The sequence below is a fragment of the Salegentibacter flavus genome (assembly GCF_900115145.1).
In the GTDB taxonomy this organism is placed as follows: domain Bacteria; phylum Bacteroidota; class Bacteroidia; order Flavobacteriales; family Flavobacteriaceae; genus Salegentibacter; species Salegentibacter flavus.
Map to the genome: position 1 here is coordinate 176,972 of NZ_FOVL01000002.1, position 14,335 is coordinate 191,306.

Consider the following 14,335-nt stretch of genomic DNA (forward strand, 5'->3'; position numbering starts at 1 on the left):
ATTAACATATTAATAATACAGGCTTGTATATCTTTGCCCAAAATCAAATACTTCATGAAGAAATCAATTTTAGTTTTATGCGCGATATTTTATGCCAGCATTAGTTTTGCTGGAAATGACTGGGGCAAAACCGGGCATCGTACCACCGGAGAAATTGCAGAAAAACATTTGAGTAAAAAGGCCCAAAAGGCTATCGCAGAACTTTTAGAAGGGCAAAGCCTGGCTTTTGTGGCCAATTATGCTGACGATATAAAAAGCGATCCCGCCTACCGCAAATATAATCCCTGGCATTACGTAAATATAGACCCTAAAGACAACGAATATGTACGTGAGAAAGCAAATAAAGCTGGTGATCTCCTACAGGCTATTGAGAAGAGCATCGCAGTCTTGAAGGATAAAAATGCATCGCGTGAAGACAAACAGTTTTACCTTAAGATGCTGGTTCACTTTATGGGCGATTTGCATCAGCCCTTTCATGTAGGTCGCGGCGCCGATAAGGGCGGAAATGACATTCAGGTAAGATGGTTTAATGAAGGCTCAAACATTCACCGCATCTGGGACAGCCAGATGATTGATTCCTATCAGATGAGCTATTCCGAATTAGCCGAAAATCGTAAGGAATTAACGCGAGAAGAATTGAAGGAAATGGAAAGCGGTCAACTCCTAGACTGGGTATATGAATCCCGGGAGATGGCCAATGTTTTATACGATTCTGTAGAAATTGGGGAAAAACTCGGGTACGAATATATGTACAAATGGTTTCCAACAGTTAGAGAGCAATTGCAGAAAGGGGGAGTGCGTTTAGCAAAGGTTTTAAACGAGATCTACCGTTAAGAAATGATTAGAAATAGGAAAGGCTGCCGGTTGGCGGCCTTTTTTAGTATATTTTTCTAAAGGTAAGGTTCAGGCGGGGACCAATATTCTTTTTGGTTTTAGGCAACTGATGTTTCCAGTTGTGCTGGGTCGCTCCTTCCATTAATAGGAGGCTTCCATGAGCAAGTGAGATTTTCTCTTTGAGGTTTTTATCGATCTTATTTTTAAGGTGGAAAATCCTTTCTGCACCATAGCTAACCGAAGCAATCACAGGATTTTCGCCCAGTTCCTTTTCATTATCAGAATGCCACCCCATGCTATCCTGCCCGTCGCGGTAGAGGTTGGCAAGACAGGAATTAAATGTAAGTCGGGAGAATTTTTCCACGCTTTTTTTTATCTGAAGGATTTCTTCTGAAAAATCTTTTGGTTTTAGCTCAAGGCCCGAGTAGGCATAGTTAACATCCTGTTCAGCAAAAAACGAACTTAGGCGGGGCTGAAAATGTTCTTTTCCGAAGAGTTTGATCTTATCCTGTTTCCAGGGGATTTCTTGCTGTAATCTTTCAAAATAAAAATTTGCTTCTTCAGAATTAAAGAAATCGGGAACGTACCTCAGTTGGGCATTCTTTAAATCAAAAACTTCAATTTTCATTTTTAGAATTTAAGATAGAACCAGGCCCACCAGATTAGAAAAAACTGAAGAGGAATTCTTAACCATAAAGCCCATTTAGGAATTCCAGCGCCGGCTTTGGTTGAGCTAAGCATATAAAAATGTACGCTCAGGAATATTATCAACATTAAAATTAAACCATATACAGCGAAATCTTTTGTTGTTGGGAAAAAGAGTCCGAGGCCCAGTGCTATTTCGGCCAATCCACTTAGGTACACAAGCAATTTGGGCTTTGGGAGGTAACGGGGCATTATTCTCTGATACATTTTTGGTTTGAGAAAATGTAAAATGCCGGCAAAAATATACATTAGGGCCATTGCGTACAAATGCCAGGGATAGCTCATAGACAGATTTTGATTATTCATAAAACTAACTGGCTGGAAAGGAAATAAATAAAATTTAAGTTAGTTTTAACAACTGTATTGGAATTTTGGGTTAAAACACTTAATTTTCCGGTGCCTTAAATACTCTAAATAAACCTGCTATTTTGAAAAAAAGCTTTCTTTTGCTTGTGTTTTTCTGTGCCAGCCTGGTCTTTTCCTACGCACAGGAACAAAAAGTAGTGAGGCATGACAGCCTGGAAAAGCTTCTTAAACAAACCGCGGGTTTCTTTAACAAATATAGTTATCAGGAAGGTATTGACCAGGCTATAAAGCTTATGGAGGCCTCTAAAGATTTTGGTAGCGATTATTATCATTATCACGCACATAACTTCCTCGGCCGGGCTTATGCTGAACTTGATGATACGATTAGGGCAAAGAAAAATTATGAATACGCCCTGGAATTCGCTCAAAAAACTAAAAATGATACCCTAATTCTCTGGGCCTATAATAACCTTGGCAATATATATTCAGATAATCCCAAAACTGTAGACAGGGGGATAGAGATGTATGAAAAAGTTATTCTCCTTGCCGAGGAAGCGGCAATGCCTCAGGAAGGACTGGCACCAAAAATAAATATCGCCTGGACCTACCTTGATCTGGAGAAACCTCACGAGGCTCTTCCTTATTTAAAGGAATCGGTAGATGTTCTAAAAGATAAAGAAGATAATTATGTGCGTTCGCAGTTGTATATGTTGCTGGGGCGATATAACCGGGCCATTTCTGAACCAGACTCCGCGGAGGTCTATTTTACTGAAGCCTTCAAACTTGCAGAAGAAGATTCATTATTACTGCCAGCTTCAGAAATAGCCAGGGAATACGCCGCTATGCTTTTTGAAGAAGAACGTTACCGGGAGGCCTATTTAAACCTTTCCAGGCATGAAGAATATAATGCTACAATTTTTGAAAAGGAAAAACTGGAACAGATTGAGGCTGCAAACGCCAGATTTGATGTAAGCGAATACCAGAAAAACCTTGAACTGGCCAAAAAAGAGCAGGTTTTTCAGGAACAAATTATTAGTAAGTCCAACGAGAAGGTCATGGTAATGGTGATCTCCTCATTTGTGTTAATGTTGATTTTACTTATTCTGAATAAGATTAATCAGGATCGGAAAGACCTTATTAATGAATTGCGGACAAAAAACCGGCAGTTACAGGAGGCCAAAGAAAATGCCGAAAGACTTACCAGGCTTAAAACCCAATTTTTTTCTACCGTAAGCCACGAGTTAAGAACTCCGCTTTACGGGGTGGTGGGAATTACCTCCTTGTTACTGGAAGAAAAAGGGCTGAAAAAACATCATAATGATATTAGATCCCTGAAATTTTCAGCAGATTATCTCCTCGCCCTTATTAATGATGTGCTACAGATGAACAAAATGGAATCGAACCTGGTTTCTCTGGAACATATTAATTTTAATCTGGAGGAGCTGATGTTAAGCATCGTGAACAGTTTCGAATTTACCCGACTTCAAAATCATAATGAGATACATTTCGAGATTGATGAGGAGATCCCAACTACCTTAAAAGGTGATCCGGTTAGATTATCTCAAATCCTGATGAATCTGGTAGGAAATGCGATGAAGTTTACCGAAAGAGGCGATATTTATATTTCGGCATGGCTGGAAGAGTTGGAAGATGCTAAGGCAGAGATCTGTTTTGAGGTTAAGGACAATGGGATAGGTATTCCGCAGAGCAAGCAAAAGCTTATTTTCGAAGAATTTGCCCAATTAAAAAGCTCTAATTACAATTACCAGGGTACCGGGCTCGGCCTGCCTATAGTGAATAAACTACTTAAACTATTTAGGTCAAAAATTAATTTGGAGAGTGAAGAGGGTAAAGGTTCGGTCTTTAGTTTTATCATTGCATTTGAAGTAGGTTCTTCCACAAATTCTGAGGACAGTCAAACAAAGACAGTATCAAAGGATTTTAATGGGCATAAAAATGTACTCATAGTTGATGATAACCGAATAAACCAGGTGGTAACTCAACGTATCCTTGAAAAGAAAAATTTTACCTGTGAGGTGGCGGCCAGTGGGGAAGAAGCTATTAAAAAAGTAAGGGACCATTCTTATAATCTTGTACTTATGGATATTAACATGCCCGGAATTAGTGGATTGGAAGCTACCAGAAGGATCCGTGAATTTGATAAAGAAGTACCGGTCTTAGCCCTTACCGCAGTGGAAATTGAAGAGATAAGGAATAAAATCTTTGAAGCCGGGATGAATGATATTATTGTAAAGCCTTACGATGTACAGCAGTTCTACCAGATCGTTTACCGGAATCTTAGGGTTGAGATGGTAAAAGAATTAAACCCTTAATGGGCGCCGATATAATGTAAAAACAGGCTGTCCGAAAGACAGCCTGTTTTTACATTATAGTGATTCTGAAAATGACTATTTAACCATATCAAAACTGCGTTTGATAAAGGCGGTAAGTTCTTCTCCTTTTAAGAGGTTTTGAGATAGCCTTGCCAAATCCAGGGATTGTTTGATTAATCGTTCCTGTTTCTTGGCTGTTTTGGTGTTAAGGATATCAGAGATAAGTGGGTGATTGGTGTTAACCACCAGGTTGTACATCTCTGGCATATTACCCATTCCAAACATTCCGCCGCCACCGGTTTGCTGCATTTCTTTCATTCTTCTCATAAATTCAGGCTGAGTGATGATAAGAGGAGCCGCATCGCTGTCCATAGCTTCTAACTGAACGGTATATTTCTCTTTTGGAACAACGCTTTCGAAATCGGTTTTAAGCTTTTCTTTTTCTTCATCGGAAAGTTTTGAGATCTTTTCTTCATCTTTTTTGATGAGGTTATCTACGTTATCGGCATCAACCCGTACAAACGAGATCTTTTCTTTTTCGCTTTCCAGTTTCTGAAGCAAGTGAGGAACAATTGGTGAATCCAGTAATAATACCTCATAACCTTTTGCCTTAGCAGCTTCAATGTAGCTGTGTTGAGCATCCTGGTTGGAGGCATAAAGGATAACCATATTCCCATCTTTATCGGTTTGGTTGTCTTTTATTTTCTCCTCTAACTCTTCATAAGTAAGGTACTTATTATCCACTGTTGGATAAAGGGCAAATTTCTGCGCTTTTTCAAAGAACTTATCTTCGGAAAGCATTCCGTATTCGATCACGATCTTAATATCATTCCATTTCTTTTCAAAATCTTCACGATTGTTATTGAAAAGGGATTTCAGTTTATCGGCTACTTTTCTGGAGATATAACTGGCGATCTTTTTTACATTGCTATCTGCCTGCAAATAAGAACGGGATACGTTCAAAGGAATATCGGGCGAATCAATAACTCCGCGAAGCATCGTTAAAAATTCCGGAACGATACCTTCTACATTATCGGTTACGAAAACCTGGTTTTGATACAACTGAATTTTATCGCGTTGGATCTCCATATTCCCGGTTAATTTCGGGAAATAAAGGATTCCGGTAAGGTTAAAAGGATAATCTACATTCAGGTGAATGTGAAATAAAGGTTCTTCGAACTGCATTGGGTACAATTCGCGATAGAATTCCTTATAATCTTTATCTTCCAGCTCGTTAGGCTGCTTGGTCCAGGCCGGATTTGGGTTGTTGATAATATCATCAACGGTTTTGGTTTCCGGTTTTGCGTCTTCCGGTGCATCTTCAGGAAGGGGTAAAGTTTCTTCCCTGGTCCCAAACTTGATTGGGATAGGCATAAACTTATTATACTTGGTCAGCAACTCACGAATGCGGGCTTCTTCCAAAAACTCCTTGTCATCTTCATTGATATGAAGAATGATCTCTGTTCCATGCTCTTTTTTGTCGGCGTCTTCAAGAGTGAATTCCGTAGTACCTTCACAAACCCAATGGGCTGCAGGTTCGTCTTTATAAGATTTTGTGAGGATTTCCACCTTATTGGCCACCATAAATGCCGAGTAGAAACCAAGGCCAAAATGTCCAATAATTCCGCTGTCTTTGGCAGAATCCTTATATTTCTCAAGGAATTCCTCGGCGCCAGAAAAAGCTACTTCGTTGATGTATTTCTCAACTTCCTCTTTGGTCATGCCCACTCCCTGGTCAATAACGTGAAGGGTTTTGTTTTCCTTATCGATCTTCACTTCAATTCTGGGGTTGCCATATTCTACTCCGCCAGCTTCACCAATAGCAGTAAGATGTTTTAATTTCAGAGTTGCGTCAGTCGCGTTGGAGATGAGTTCCCGTAAAAAGATTTCGTGGTCGCTGTAAAGGAATTTCTTTATCAGCGGAAAAATATTCTCAACAGATACATTAATGTTTCCGGTTGCCATATATACTTATAATTTTAATTAATCTTGTTTGGTCTTCACTAGTCAAAAAAAATACCATTAACACTCCGCTGACAAACTGACAGCGGATTTGTAATTCAAGGATGCCTTTTCCGTCTAACAAATTGCTACTAATATTTCTCCGAAATATTTAACAAACAATTTGTTTAATTTTATGCATTTAAGATTAAACAAAATTTATCTTTGAAAAAGAAAATTTGCTATGAGTACAACAAAGAAAAATACCACCACAAAAAAGAGCTTAAGCAGTGACAAGCTTATTGCTCTTTATATGGACTATGTCCTTGAAAATGAAAAAACGCCAAAAAGTGTTTACAGGTTTTGCAAGGACAATAAGCTAAAGGAAGATGAATTCTATAATTTCTTCGGAAGTTTTGAAAGTCTTCAAAAAGGAATCTGGGAGCGGTTTTTCGAGCATACTCTAAAAGTGCTTGAAACCAGTCCCGAATATCACGAATTCACCAATCGTGAAAAGATGCTCACCTTCTATTACACCTTTTTCGAGATGCTCTCTGCTAACCGTAGTTTTGTTTTATTTAGTCTACGGCAGTATGAAAGTAAGCTGAAGAACCTGGAGCAACTAAAAGGACTGAGAAAACAGGTGAAGCATTTTGCTCAGGAATTAATCAACGAGGAGAACGAGACAAAAAACTTAAAGGTCCTTAAGCAGTCAGAAGCTATTTTTTCTGAAGCGGCCTGGATTCAATTGATGTTTTTGCTGAATTTCTGGATGGATGATAATTCGGCTAAATTCGAAAGTACCGATGTGGCCATAGAAAAATCTGTGAATACCGTTTTTGATGTTTTCGATAACATCCCTTTGGAACGGGTTATAGATTTTGGAAAATTCCTTTGGAAAGAAAAGATGGCCTAAATGAAGACAATAGATAAAATACCCACAGGCAAGCTGGGCCGAACTTCAAAAATGATGACAACCGGCGTGAAGGTTGGTGGCAACTACCTTAAATACTACGGAAAAAAAGCCTTTAATTCTGAACTTACCCGTGAGGAATTAGATCAAAGCAATGCCGACGATATATATGATGGCTTGAAAAGCCTGAAAGGTAGTGCCCTGAAAGTTGCTCAAATGCTTTCTATGGAAAAGAGTTTGTTGCCGGGTGCCTATGTCGAGAAATTCAGCCTTGCACAGTTTAGTGTGCCACCGCTTTCAGCGCCATTAGTAAGAAAAACCTTTAAAAAATACAATGGAAAATATCCTGAAGAACTCTATGATACTTTTACAAGCCAGAGCGTGAACGCTGCCAGTATTGGCCAGGTACACCGCGCCGAAAAAGATGGGAAAAAACTTGCTGTGAAAATTCAATATCCCGGCGTGGCAGAAAGTATCAGTTCCGACCTCGCGATGGTTAAACCCATCGCGACCAGGATGTTCAACCTTCAGGGTAAAGATTCAGAAAAATACTTTAAGGAAGTAGAGGGGAAGTTGCTCGAAGAAACCGACTATTTGCTGGAAGTGCAGCAAAGCAAGGAGATTTCTGAAGCCTGTATGCATATTCCTAATCTGAAATTCCCGAAATATTACGAGGAACTATCCAGCGAACGCATCATTACGATGGACTGGATGACCGGTGTTCACCTTAGTGAATGGGCGAAGACAAATGATGACCAGGAAAAGGCGAACAAAGTAGGGCAAACCCTATGGGATTTCTATATGTACCAAATGCACAGCCTGAAGGCCGTGCATGCCGATCCGCATCCCGGTAATTTTCTTATCGATGAAGATGCCAATCTTATAGCCATTGATTTTGGTTGTATCAAGCAGGTGCCTGAAGATTTTTATGTACCGTATTTTGAGCTCGCTAAAAAGGAAAATATCAATAATCCGGAATTCTTTAATGCCAAATTATTTGAACTGGAGATTCTTAAAAAAGATGATTCTCCGAGAGAGGTAGAATATTTTTCGGAATTGTTCTATCAAATGCTGAATTTATTCACCAGCCCATTTCATACCGAAACCTTTGATTTTGCCGATGAATCTTTCTGGAACTCTATCACCGAATTAAGCGAAAAATACAGCAAAGACACCGAATTAAGAAAAATGAACGGTAACCGGGGAAGCAAGCATTTCCTCTATATTAATCGTACGTTTTTTGGGTTATACAATTTGCTTCACGACCTGAAAGCAAAAGTAAAGATTAATAAGTTCCACGATTATCTGTCATAATTGTAGGTTTTATTTATTGGTTAGGTTGTAGAAAGCCTGATCGCTTCAATTGCGATCAGGCTTTCTTTTTAGTGTTATTTATAGCTCTTACTTTTCAGGAATAAAAAAGCTGCGAATTTCGCCAATTTGGAATCGGGGAATTCGCAGCCAAAAATAAGTTTCTAATATTTCGGAATTAGTCTTTTAGCATTTCCGATTTATTTTCTATAGTGTTCTTGTCTTTATTCTTTACATATTTTTCCAACCATTGGTCCTGTTCCCATAAAACGTGCAAAACAGATTCTTTGGCACTATAGCCGTGGCTTTCTTTTGGTAACATTACTAGTCTTGCAGTTGCGCCCAATCCTTTCAGTGCATTGAAATATCGTTCGCTTTGCATTGGGTAAGTACCGGAATTGTTATCGGCTTCCCCGTGAATAAGGAGTAGGGGAGTCTTCATTTTATCAGCGTGCATAAAGGGAGACATATTGTAATAAACCTCCGGGGCTTCCCAGTAGTTCCTTTCTTCACTTTGGAATCCAAATGGAGTAAGGGTCCTGTTATAAGCTCCACTGCGAGCAATTCCTGCAGCAAAAAGATTTGAGTGAGACAGTAGATTGGCGGTCATAAACGCGCCATAGCTGTGCCCGCCAACAGCAACACGCTCACGATCTATATACCCCAGCTTATCTACGGCATCTATCGCCGCTTTGCCATTTGCTACCAACTGCGCTCTGAAAGTATCGTTGGGTTCTTCTTCCTCTTCTCCAACAATAGGGAAACTGGCATCATCCAGTACCACATATCCCCGGTTTACCCAATAGATTGGGGAACCATAGTAAGGATAAGTGAAATCGTTGGCATTGGAGGTATTCTGGGAAGCAGAATTTTTATCCTTAAATTCTCTTGGGTAAGCCCAAACGATCATAGGCAGTTTCTCGGGATTTTCCTTGTCATAGTAGGCAGGAAGGTATAGAGTGCCATTAAGCTCCAGGCCGTCTTCCCGTTTATAAGTGATAACTTCTTTACTAACATCTTCCAGGCTCTTAAACGGATTTTCAAAAGATGTGATCTGGTGAAGATCTCCTGAATTCAGGTCCCTAATATAATAATTGGGATATTCTGCTGAAGATTCAATCCTAACCAGGATTTTGCCGTCTTCAATGTCCAGGGCTTCTACCAGGCTTTCTTTTTTATCGTTGTATTCAGACTGATAGAGGCGCTCGGTTTGTCCGTTTTCCAGGTTGATCTTATCGGCAAAAGGGTATTGGCCATCTTCTGTATATCCTGCGCCCAGCAAAAATGCGTGTTCATCATCCAGTTTCAGTACATCCTGACCCCAATCATTTTTAGTGGTCACAAATCTTCCCGGATCGCTGTAGCGGTCCTGATAATTTCGGTCGAAAATCACTTCTGGTTCTTCTGAAGGATCTGCAGGATTGAAAACATAAGTGCGGGTATTTCTGTTATTCCACCAATAATCATTGGCAATGGCCATTTCATCTGTTCCCCACGTGATTCCGCTGAAGCGATCTTTGGTTTTTAAAACGGATTTTCCTTCACCCTTAAATGGAGCTTCTAAGGTAAACACCTCATCACGAAAGTCTGCTTCGTTTTCAGGGTCTCCCTCATCAAGGGCTTCTACATACATTAAGGTTGAAGGTTTATCGTTGCGCCATTGTAAATTTCTTTTTCCGGTTTGAGTAGCCATAAATCCCTTTGGAAGGTCTTCGAGGAGAGGTTCGTCATTCACTTTATTTACCAGATTTCCTTCAGCGTCATAAATAGTGGTTTCCGAAGGAAATCTATAATAAGGTACCAGATAGGAAAAAGGTTTTTTGATATGAGAAACCATTACATAATCACCATTTGGAGAAAAATTAATGCTGTTATACATTCTGGCATCCATCCATTTCTGACTGCTACCATCTAAGTTTACTTTTACAAGTTCAGACCGGGCAAGTTGTTCGAAATTATATTCATCGTTTGGATTTTTTAAAAGATCCTGGTAGGTTCGGTTTTGAGCTTCTTTTCCATCGCTCACCGAAACGGTAGGTCCTGTTGGAACAGCAGTTTCAGTATCGATTAAGGGTTTACGATCCTCAGGCAGTATTTTCACCAAAATTGCTGAATTATCCCTGAACCAACTAACCACATCCCGCATATTTGCGTTAAGATTAGCCTCGGTTAGTTTTTTTGCTGAAGCTGTTTCGAGATCGGCAACCCAGAGTTCCACGCCTGTATTTGTGGTATGGGTGAAGGCGATCTTTGATTCATCGGGCGACCAGGAAACATTAGTGAGCCGTGGGGCCTCCGGTAAACCTGAAATTTGTCGGGGTTTCTCCTCATCAATAGCTTTTACTTCCAGGTTATTGTAATAGGTAGCACGGCTATTAATGTTAGTTACAGGATTGATCCTTAATCCGCCAAGACGTAATTCCTCTTCGCTGAGTTCAGCAATAGATTTGTATTGGTCGCGGTATAAAAAGACCATCATTTCTCCCTTGCTATCTATAATAGTGTTTGGTGCGAGAGGGACATCTACCAATTCCAGGATTTCCTGTGGAGGTTTTTGGTAGGTAAGGTTTTCCTGTGCCTGGAGACTTCCCAGAACAAGGAAAAAACTAAAAATACTCAAAATAATTTTTTTCATTATTTATGTCTTTTTTGATGAATAAATAATTAAGCTGCCATGGATTAAGGATTATTAATCTTTGCTATCTTGCTGGTTCATATTTTATGAAATGCTTAATTTTTAATAATGATAGATTCTAAATATACTAAAGTTTAAATTATGTTTCAATCTAAAATAGCCGGTTTGGGAAGTTACGTGCCAGAAAATGTAGTCACCAATGATGATCTCGCAAAACTTATGGATACCAGCGATGAGTGGATTCAGGAGAGAACAGGTATTAAAGAACGCCATCACATTAAAAAAGGTGATGGCAATACTACCGCCATTATGGGGGTGAAAGCGGCAAAGATCGCCCTGGAAAGAGCAGAAATCTCCAAAGACGATATAGACCTTATCGTTTTTGCTACTCTTAGTCCGGATTATTATTTCCCTGGCTGTGGGGTACAAGTGCAGGAAATGCTGGATATAAACACCTGTCCTGCCTTAGATGTTAGGAATCAGTGTAGTGGATTTGTGTATGCACTATCGGTTGCAGACCAGTTTATCAAAACCGGAATGTATAAGAATGTACTTGTTATTGGAAGTGAAAATCATAGTGGTGGTTTAGACTTCACTAACCGTGGACGTTCGGTTTCAGTGATTTTTGGAGATGGAGCGGGAGCTGCCGTGCTTACCCGAAGTGATCACAACGGGGAAGGAATCCTGTCTACCCATTTACATTCTGAAGGGAAACACGCAAAGGAACTTTCGCTTGAGGGGCCAAGTACAATGCACTGGGTGCCTGAGATTATTGCTGAAAATCCGCAGGGAGACGATATTCCATATTATCCATATATGAACGGACAATTTGTTTTCAAACATGCAGTACAGCGTTTTTCTGAAGTTATTATGGAAGGACTTAACGCGAATGGCTTGGACGTTAAGGATATTGATATGCTTATTCCTCATCAGGCGAATTTACGTATCTCTCAATTTATTCAGCATAAATTCAAGCTCAGTGATGAGCAGGTTTATAACAACATCCAGAAATATGGAAATACCACCGCAGCCTCTATTCCAATTGCTTTAACTGAAGCCTGGGAAAAAGGCAAGATCAAAGATGAAGATGTGGTGGTGCTCGCTGCTTTTGGGAGCGGTTTCACCTGGGCCAGTGCTGTTATTAGCTGGTAAAATCACACCCTATGATATAATAAAGGAAGCCGGTGATTCCGGCTTTCTTTATTATAGGAAGGTAAAATATCCCGGGGCTTGCCTCGGTAGTAAATGTTGTAAAGTTTGAAAACATGTTCAATTGTAATGCTCCGTGGGCTTGCGCCGGAGAACTTTACTTTACTGCAAAATATTTATACAAGTCGTAAATCCCCAAGCCCACAAATGCTATGGCCAGGACTAGACCAAAGGTGTCTGTTTCTACGCTGTTCATGTGATAATATAATCTATAGGAACCATAACCGGTAAAAGCGATTCCCAGAATCAGGTTCCATATATTTCGTTTGGTAGTTGGTTGCTCATTATTCGTCATCGGTATAATCTTTCGGAAAGGTTGTTTTTGCGATTTTCAAGGCTTCGTCATAATGGCTTTTGATTACAAAAAGCTGTACCTGGCCGGGGAGCCCGCCCCCGAAGCCCGCTCTAAGGCCCGAATCAAAATCGTTCCTAACCCGTGAAGAAATACCGGATTTGTCAAAGATTTCCTGCAGATATTGGACATTGGGTTCAGATCCTGTATAGACCCGTTCATAGCTTTCTTCATTACTCATGGTTGATTGGTTTTTGTTACTAACCAAAATACGAATTCTACTGCTTACGCCATAGGTTTTATACAGAGTTTAACGTTCTAAGCGTTGTAATACCGGCTTTGCCAGATAGCCGAATTGAAATTTTTACCGAATTTCACTCCATAGAAAATACACAGGCCGGCAATCCATTTAAAAATAAAAAAGAAAATTATAAAAAACTGGGTGGTTGTTTGTTTTGGGGAGAATAATCCATCTGGAACCATTAGAGCAAGAAGAAAGCTGCAGATCAAAAGGACCAAAACAAAATTTTCCATATACTTAAATGGCCACATGAGTAGTTTGCGCAGTGGATGAAGATCATTTCCCCATTTATGGACCAGGTAGAAATAATCATTTCCCATAGGTGCGAAAAGCAGAGGATCATCGGCATTGTCAAGCTTCAATAATTTAGAAGGAGCAATGATCCTAAATCCCTTCAGGCTGGTATGATGTTGTTTTTCAAGTTTCTTTATTTCTGAAATCGCTTCAATGGGAATTTCAGCTTTAAAAAAGCTGGAGTCTAAAAACCTGAGACGATAATCTATGCAGATCTTTTCAATATCAGAGAGATGAAATATTCTCCCGCTTTCCAGAAGTTCAAAATTAAAAGTGTTTATTTGATCACCGCTTCCCTGGCTAAGCGTCTTCTGGATTTGTTGGTCTTTCCGAACTTCCTGTTCGAAAATATCCTTAACCTGGGCCACGATATTACTCTCGGCAGTTCTTCGGTCTCTTACTTTTTGAAGCTGAATTTCAATATCTGTACGCGGTATTTTCAACATCTTCTCTTTCTCTTTAGAATAAATCTAAAAATAAATAATTTGTAGAAAACAATAGATAATTAAAAGTTAAAGCAGAAATTGCTCTGTTAAATAATATTAAAAGAGCTGGAAATCCTTTTGGAGTTAAGGCTTTCAGACTATATTGAATTTATTCAAAAAAGAAAAATCTATGAAAAAATTACAGATCACCGTTCTGGGGATAATCTCCGTTCTATTGCTAGTAGCTTGTGGCTCGGGGAGTAGACTAACAGATGAAGCAAAAACTTTAAGAAATTATAACTCCTACGCATTTTTGCCTAACAATGACACCATTATGAGTCGGGCTTATGATAATGAAAGGATAAATGACGTCATTGTTTCTACCATTAATGCAAATATGAAGGACGAAGGCTATATTCTCGATAAGCGTCAACCCGATGTACTAATTTATGTGCATACTATGTTTGACGAAAAGGCCGATGTAAATGCGAATCCCGTGTATACCAATTATAGCTATTATCGCCCGGGACTTTATATCGGGCCTTATGTTGAAGATTACGTATATGAAGATTATTATACCATTCAGCGTTTAACCGGGAACAGTGTAAAGCAGCTGCCGTATCGGGAGCGAAGTATTGTGATAGATTTTATTAATCGAAGAAATAAGGAAATTATCTGGCGGGCCACTTCCGAAGAGGAAATCGGGACACGCCGTATGGATAGGGATATAAGAAATTATGTAGATGATATTTTCAAGAAATTCCCTTAATTCTTAAGCTTTTAAAAACAAAAAATCCGTGGTCTTTATTAAAACCACGGATTTTTTATTAGGATAA

At 39.5% G+C, this 14,335-nt stretch carries 13 protein-coding genes; 6 read left to right on the plus strand and 7 right to left on the minus strand.

Going from position 1 to position 14,335, the window contains the following annotated elements; genetic code table 11:
• Positions 1 to 54: 54 nt before the first annotated feature.
• Positions 55 to 834 (plus strand): S1/P1 nuclease, encoded by a 780-nt coding sequence (locus tag BM266_RS03055; protein ID WP_093405696.1) that lies wholly within the window; start codon positions 55 to 57, stop codon positions 832 to 834.
• 43 nt (positions 835 to 877) lie between these two features.
• On the opposite strand, the gene BM266_RS03060 is transcribed toward BM266_RS03055, so the two are convergent.
• Together BM266_RS03060 and BM266_RS03065 are read right to left on the minus strand one after the other, a co-directional pair.
• Positions 878 to 1,462, minus strand: coding sequence for an alpha-ketoglutarate-dependent dioxygenase AlkB family protein (locus BM266_RS03060; RefSeq protein ID WP_093405698.1), 585 nt, complete (start codon positions 1,460 to 1,462; stop codon positions 878 to 880).
• A gap of 2 nt (positions 1,463 to 1,464) precedes the next feature.
• Positions 1,465 to 1,824, minus strand: coding sequence for a DoxX family protein (locus BM266_RS03065; RefSeq protein ID WP_093405924.1), 360 nt, complete (start codon positions 1,822 to 1,824; stop codon positions 1,465 to 1,467).
• Positions 1,825 to 1,967: 143 nt separating this feature from the next.
• On the opposite strand from BM266_RS03065, the gene BM266_RS03070 reads away from it, so the two are divergent.
• Positions 1,968 to 4,178, plus strand: coding sequence for a tetratricopeptide repeat-containing hybrid sensor histidine kinase/response regulator (locus BM266_RS03070; RefSeq protein WP_245760374.1), 2,211 nt, complete (start codon positions 1,968 to 1,970; stop codon positions 4,176 to 4,178).
• A gap of 75 nt (positions 4,179 to 4,253) precedes the next feature.
• Here the strand turns inward: BM266_RS03070 and htpG are convergent, their stop codons facing one another.
• Complete coding sequence (gene htpG, locus BM266_RS03075) at positions 4,254 to 6,143, minus strand: molecular chaperone HtpG (RefSeq protein ID WP_093405701.1); 1,890 nt, start codon at positions 6,141 to 6,143, stop codon at positions 4,254 to 4,256.
• 220 nt (positions 6,144 to 6,363) lie between these two features.
• Between htpG and BM266_RS03080 the strand changes: the two genes are divergently transcribed.
• Together BM266_RS03080 and BM266_RS03085 are read left to right on the plus strand one after the other, a co-directional pair.
• Positions 6,364 to 7,035, plus strand: a complete 672-nt coding sequence (locus BM266_RS03080) for a TetR family transcriptional regulator C-terminal domain-containing protein (RefSeq protein ID WP_093405703.1) — start codon at positions 6,364 to 6,366, stop codon at positions 7,033 to 7,035.
• Positions 7,036 to 8,346: an ABC1 kinase family protein gene (locus BM266_RS03085; protein ID WP_093405706.1), complete on the plus strand. Its 1,311-nt coding sequence runs from the start codon at positions 7,036 to 7,038 to the stop codon at positions 8,344 to 8,346.
• Positions 8,347 to 8,521: 175 nt separating this feature from the next.
• Here BM266_RS03085 and BM266_RS03090 read toward each other — a convergent pair whose 3' ends face one another.
• A complete protein-coding gene (locus BM266_RS03090; RefSeq protein ID WP_093405708.1) occupies positions 8,522 to 10,978 on the minus strand; it encodes a S9 family peptidase in 2,457 nt (818 codons plus the stop codon).
• A gap of 141 nt (positions 10,979 to 11,119) precedes the next feature.
• Here BM266_RS03090 and BM266_RS03095 point away from each other — a divergent pair, with 141 nt between their 5' ends.
• Positions 11,120 to 12,130 (plus strand): 3-oxoacyl-ACP synthase III family protein, encoded by a 1,011-nt coding sequence (locus tag BM266_RS03095; protein ID WP_093405711.1) that lies wholly within the window; start codon positions 11,120 to 11,122, stop codon positions 12,128 to 12,130.
• Between the two features lie 154 nt (positions 12,131 to 12,284).
• On the opposite strand, the gene BM266_RS03100 is transcribed toward BM266_RS03095, so the two are convergent.
• From BM266_RS03100 to BM266_RS03110, 3 genes are all read right to left on the minus strand, one after another.
• Entirely contained in the window at positions 12,285 to 12,482 is a 198-nt protein-coding gene (locus BM266_RS03100) for a hypothetical protein (protein ID WP_093405713.1), read from the minus strand.
• Positions 12,472 to 12,720, minus strand: a complete 249-nt coding sequence (locus tag BM266_RS03105; protein WP_093405716.1) for a putative signal transducing protein — start codon at positions 12,718 to 12,720, stop codon at positions 12,472 to 12,474. Before BM266_RS03105 ends, BM266_RS03100 begins: the two co-directional genes overlap by 11 nt.
• A gap of 77 nt (positions 12,721 to 12,797) precedes the next feature.
• Entirely contained in the window at positions 12,798 to 13,520 is a 723-nt protein-coding gene (locus BM266_RS03110) for a hypothetical protein (RefSeq protein WP_093405718.1), read from the minus strand.
• Positions 13,521 to 13,689: 169 nt separating this feature from the next.
• Here BM266_RS03110 and BM266_RS03115 point away from each other — a divergent pair, with 169 nt between their 5' ends.
• On the plus strand, positions 13,690 to 14,268 hold the full coding sequence (locus tag BM266_RS03115; protein WP_093405929.1) for a DUF4136 domain-containing protein: 579 nt from the start codon (positions 13,690 to 13,692) through the stop codon (positions 14,266 to 14,268).
• Positions 14,269 to 14,335: the final 67 nt, after the last annotated feature.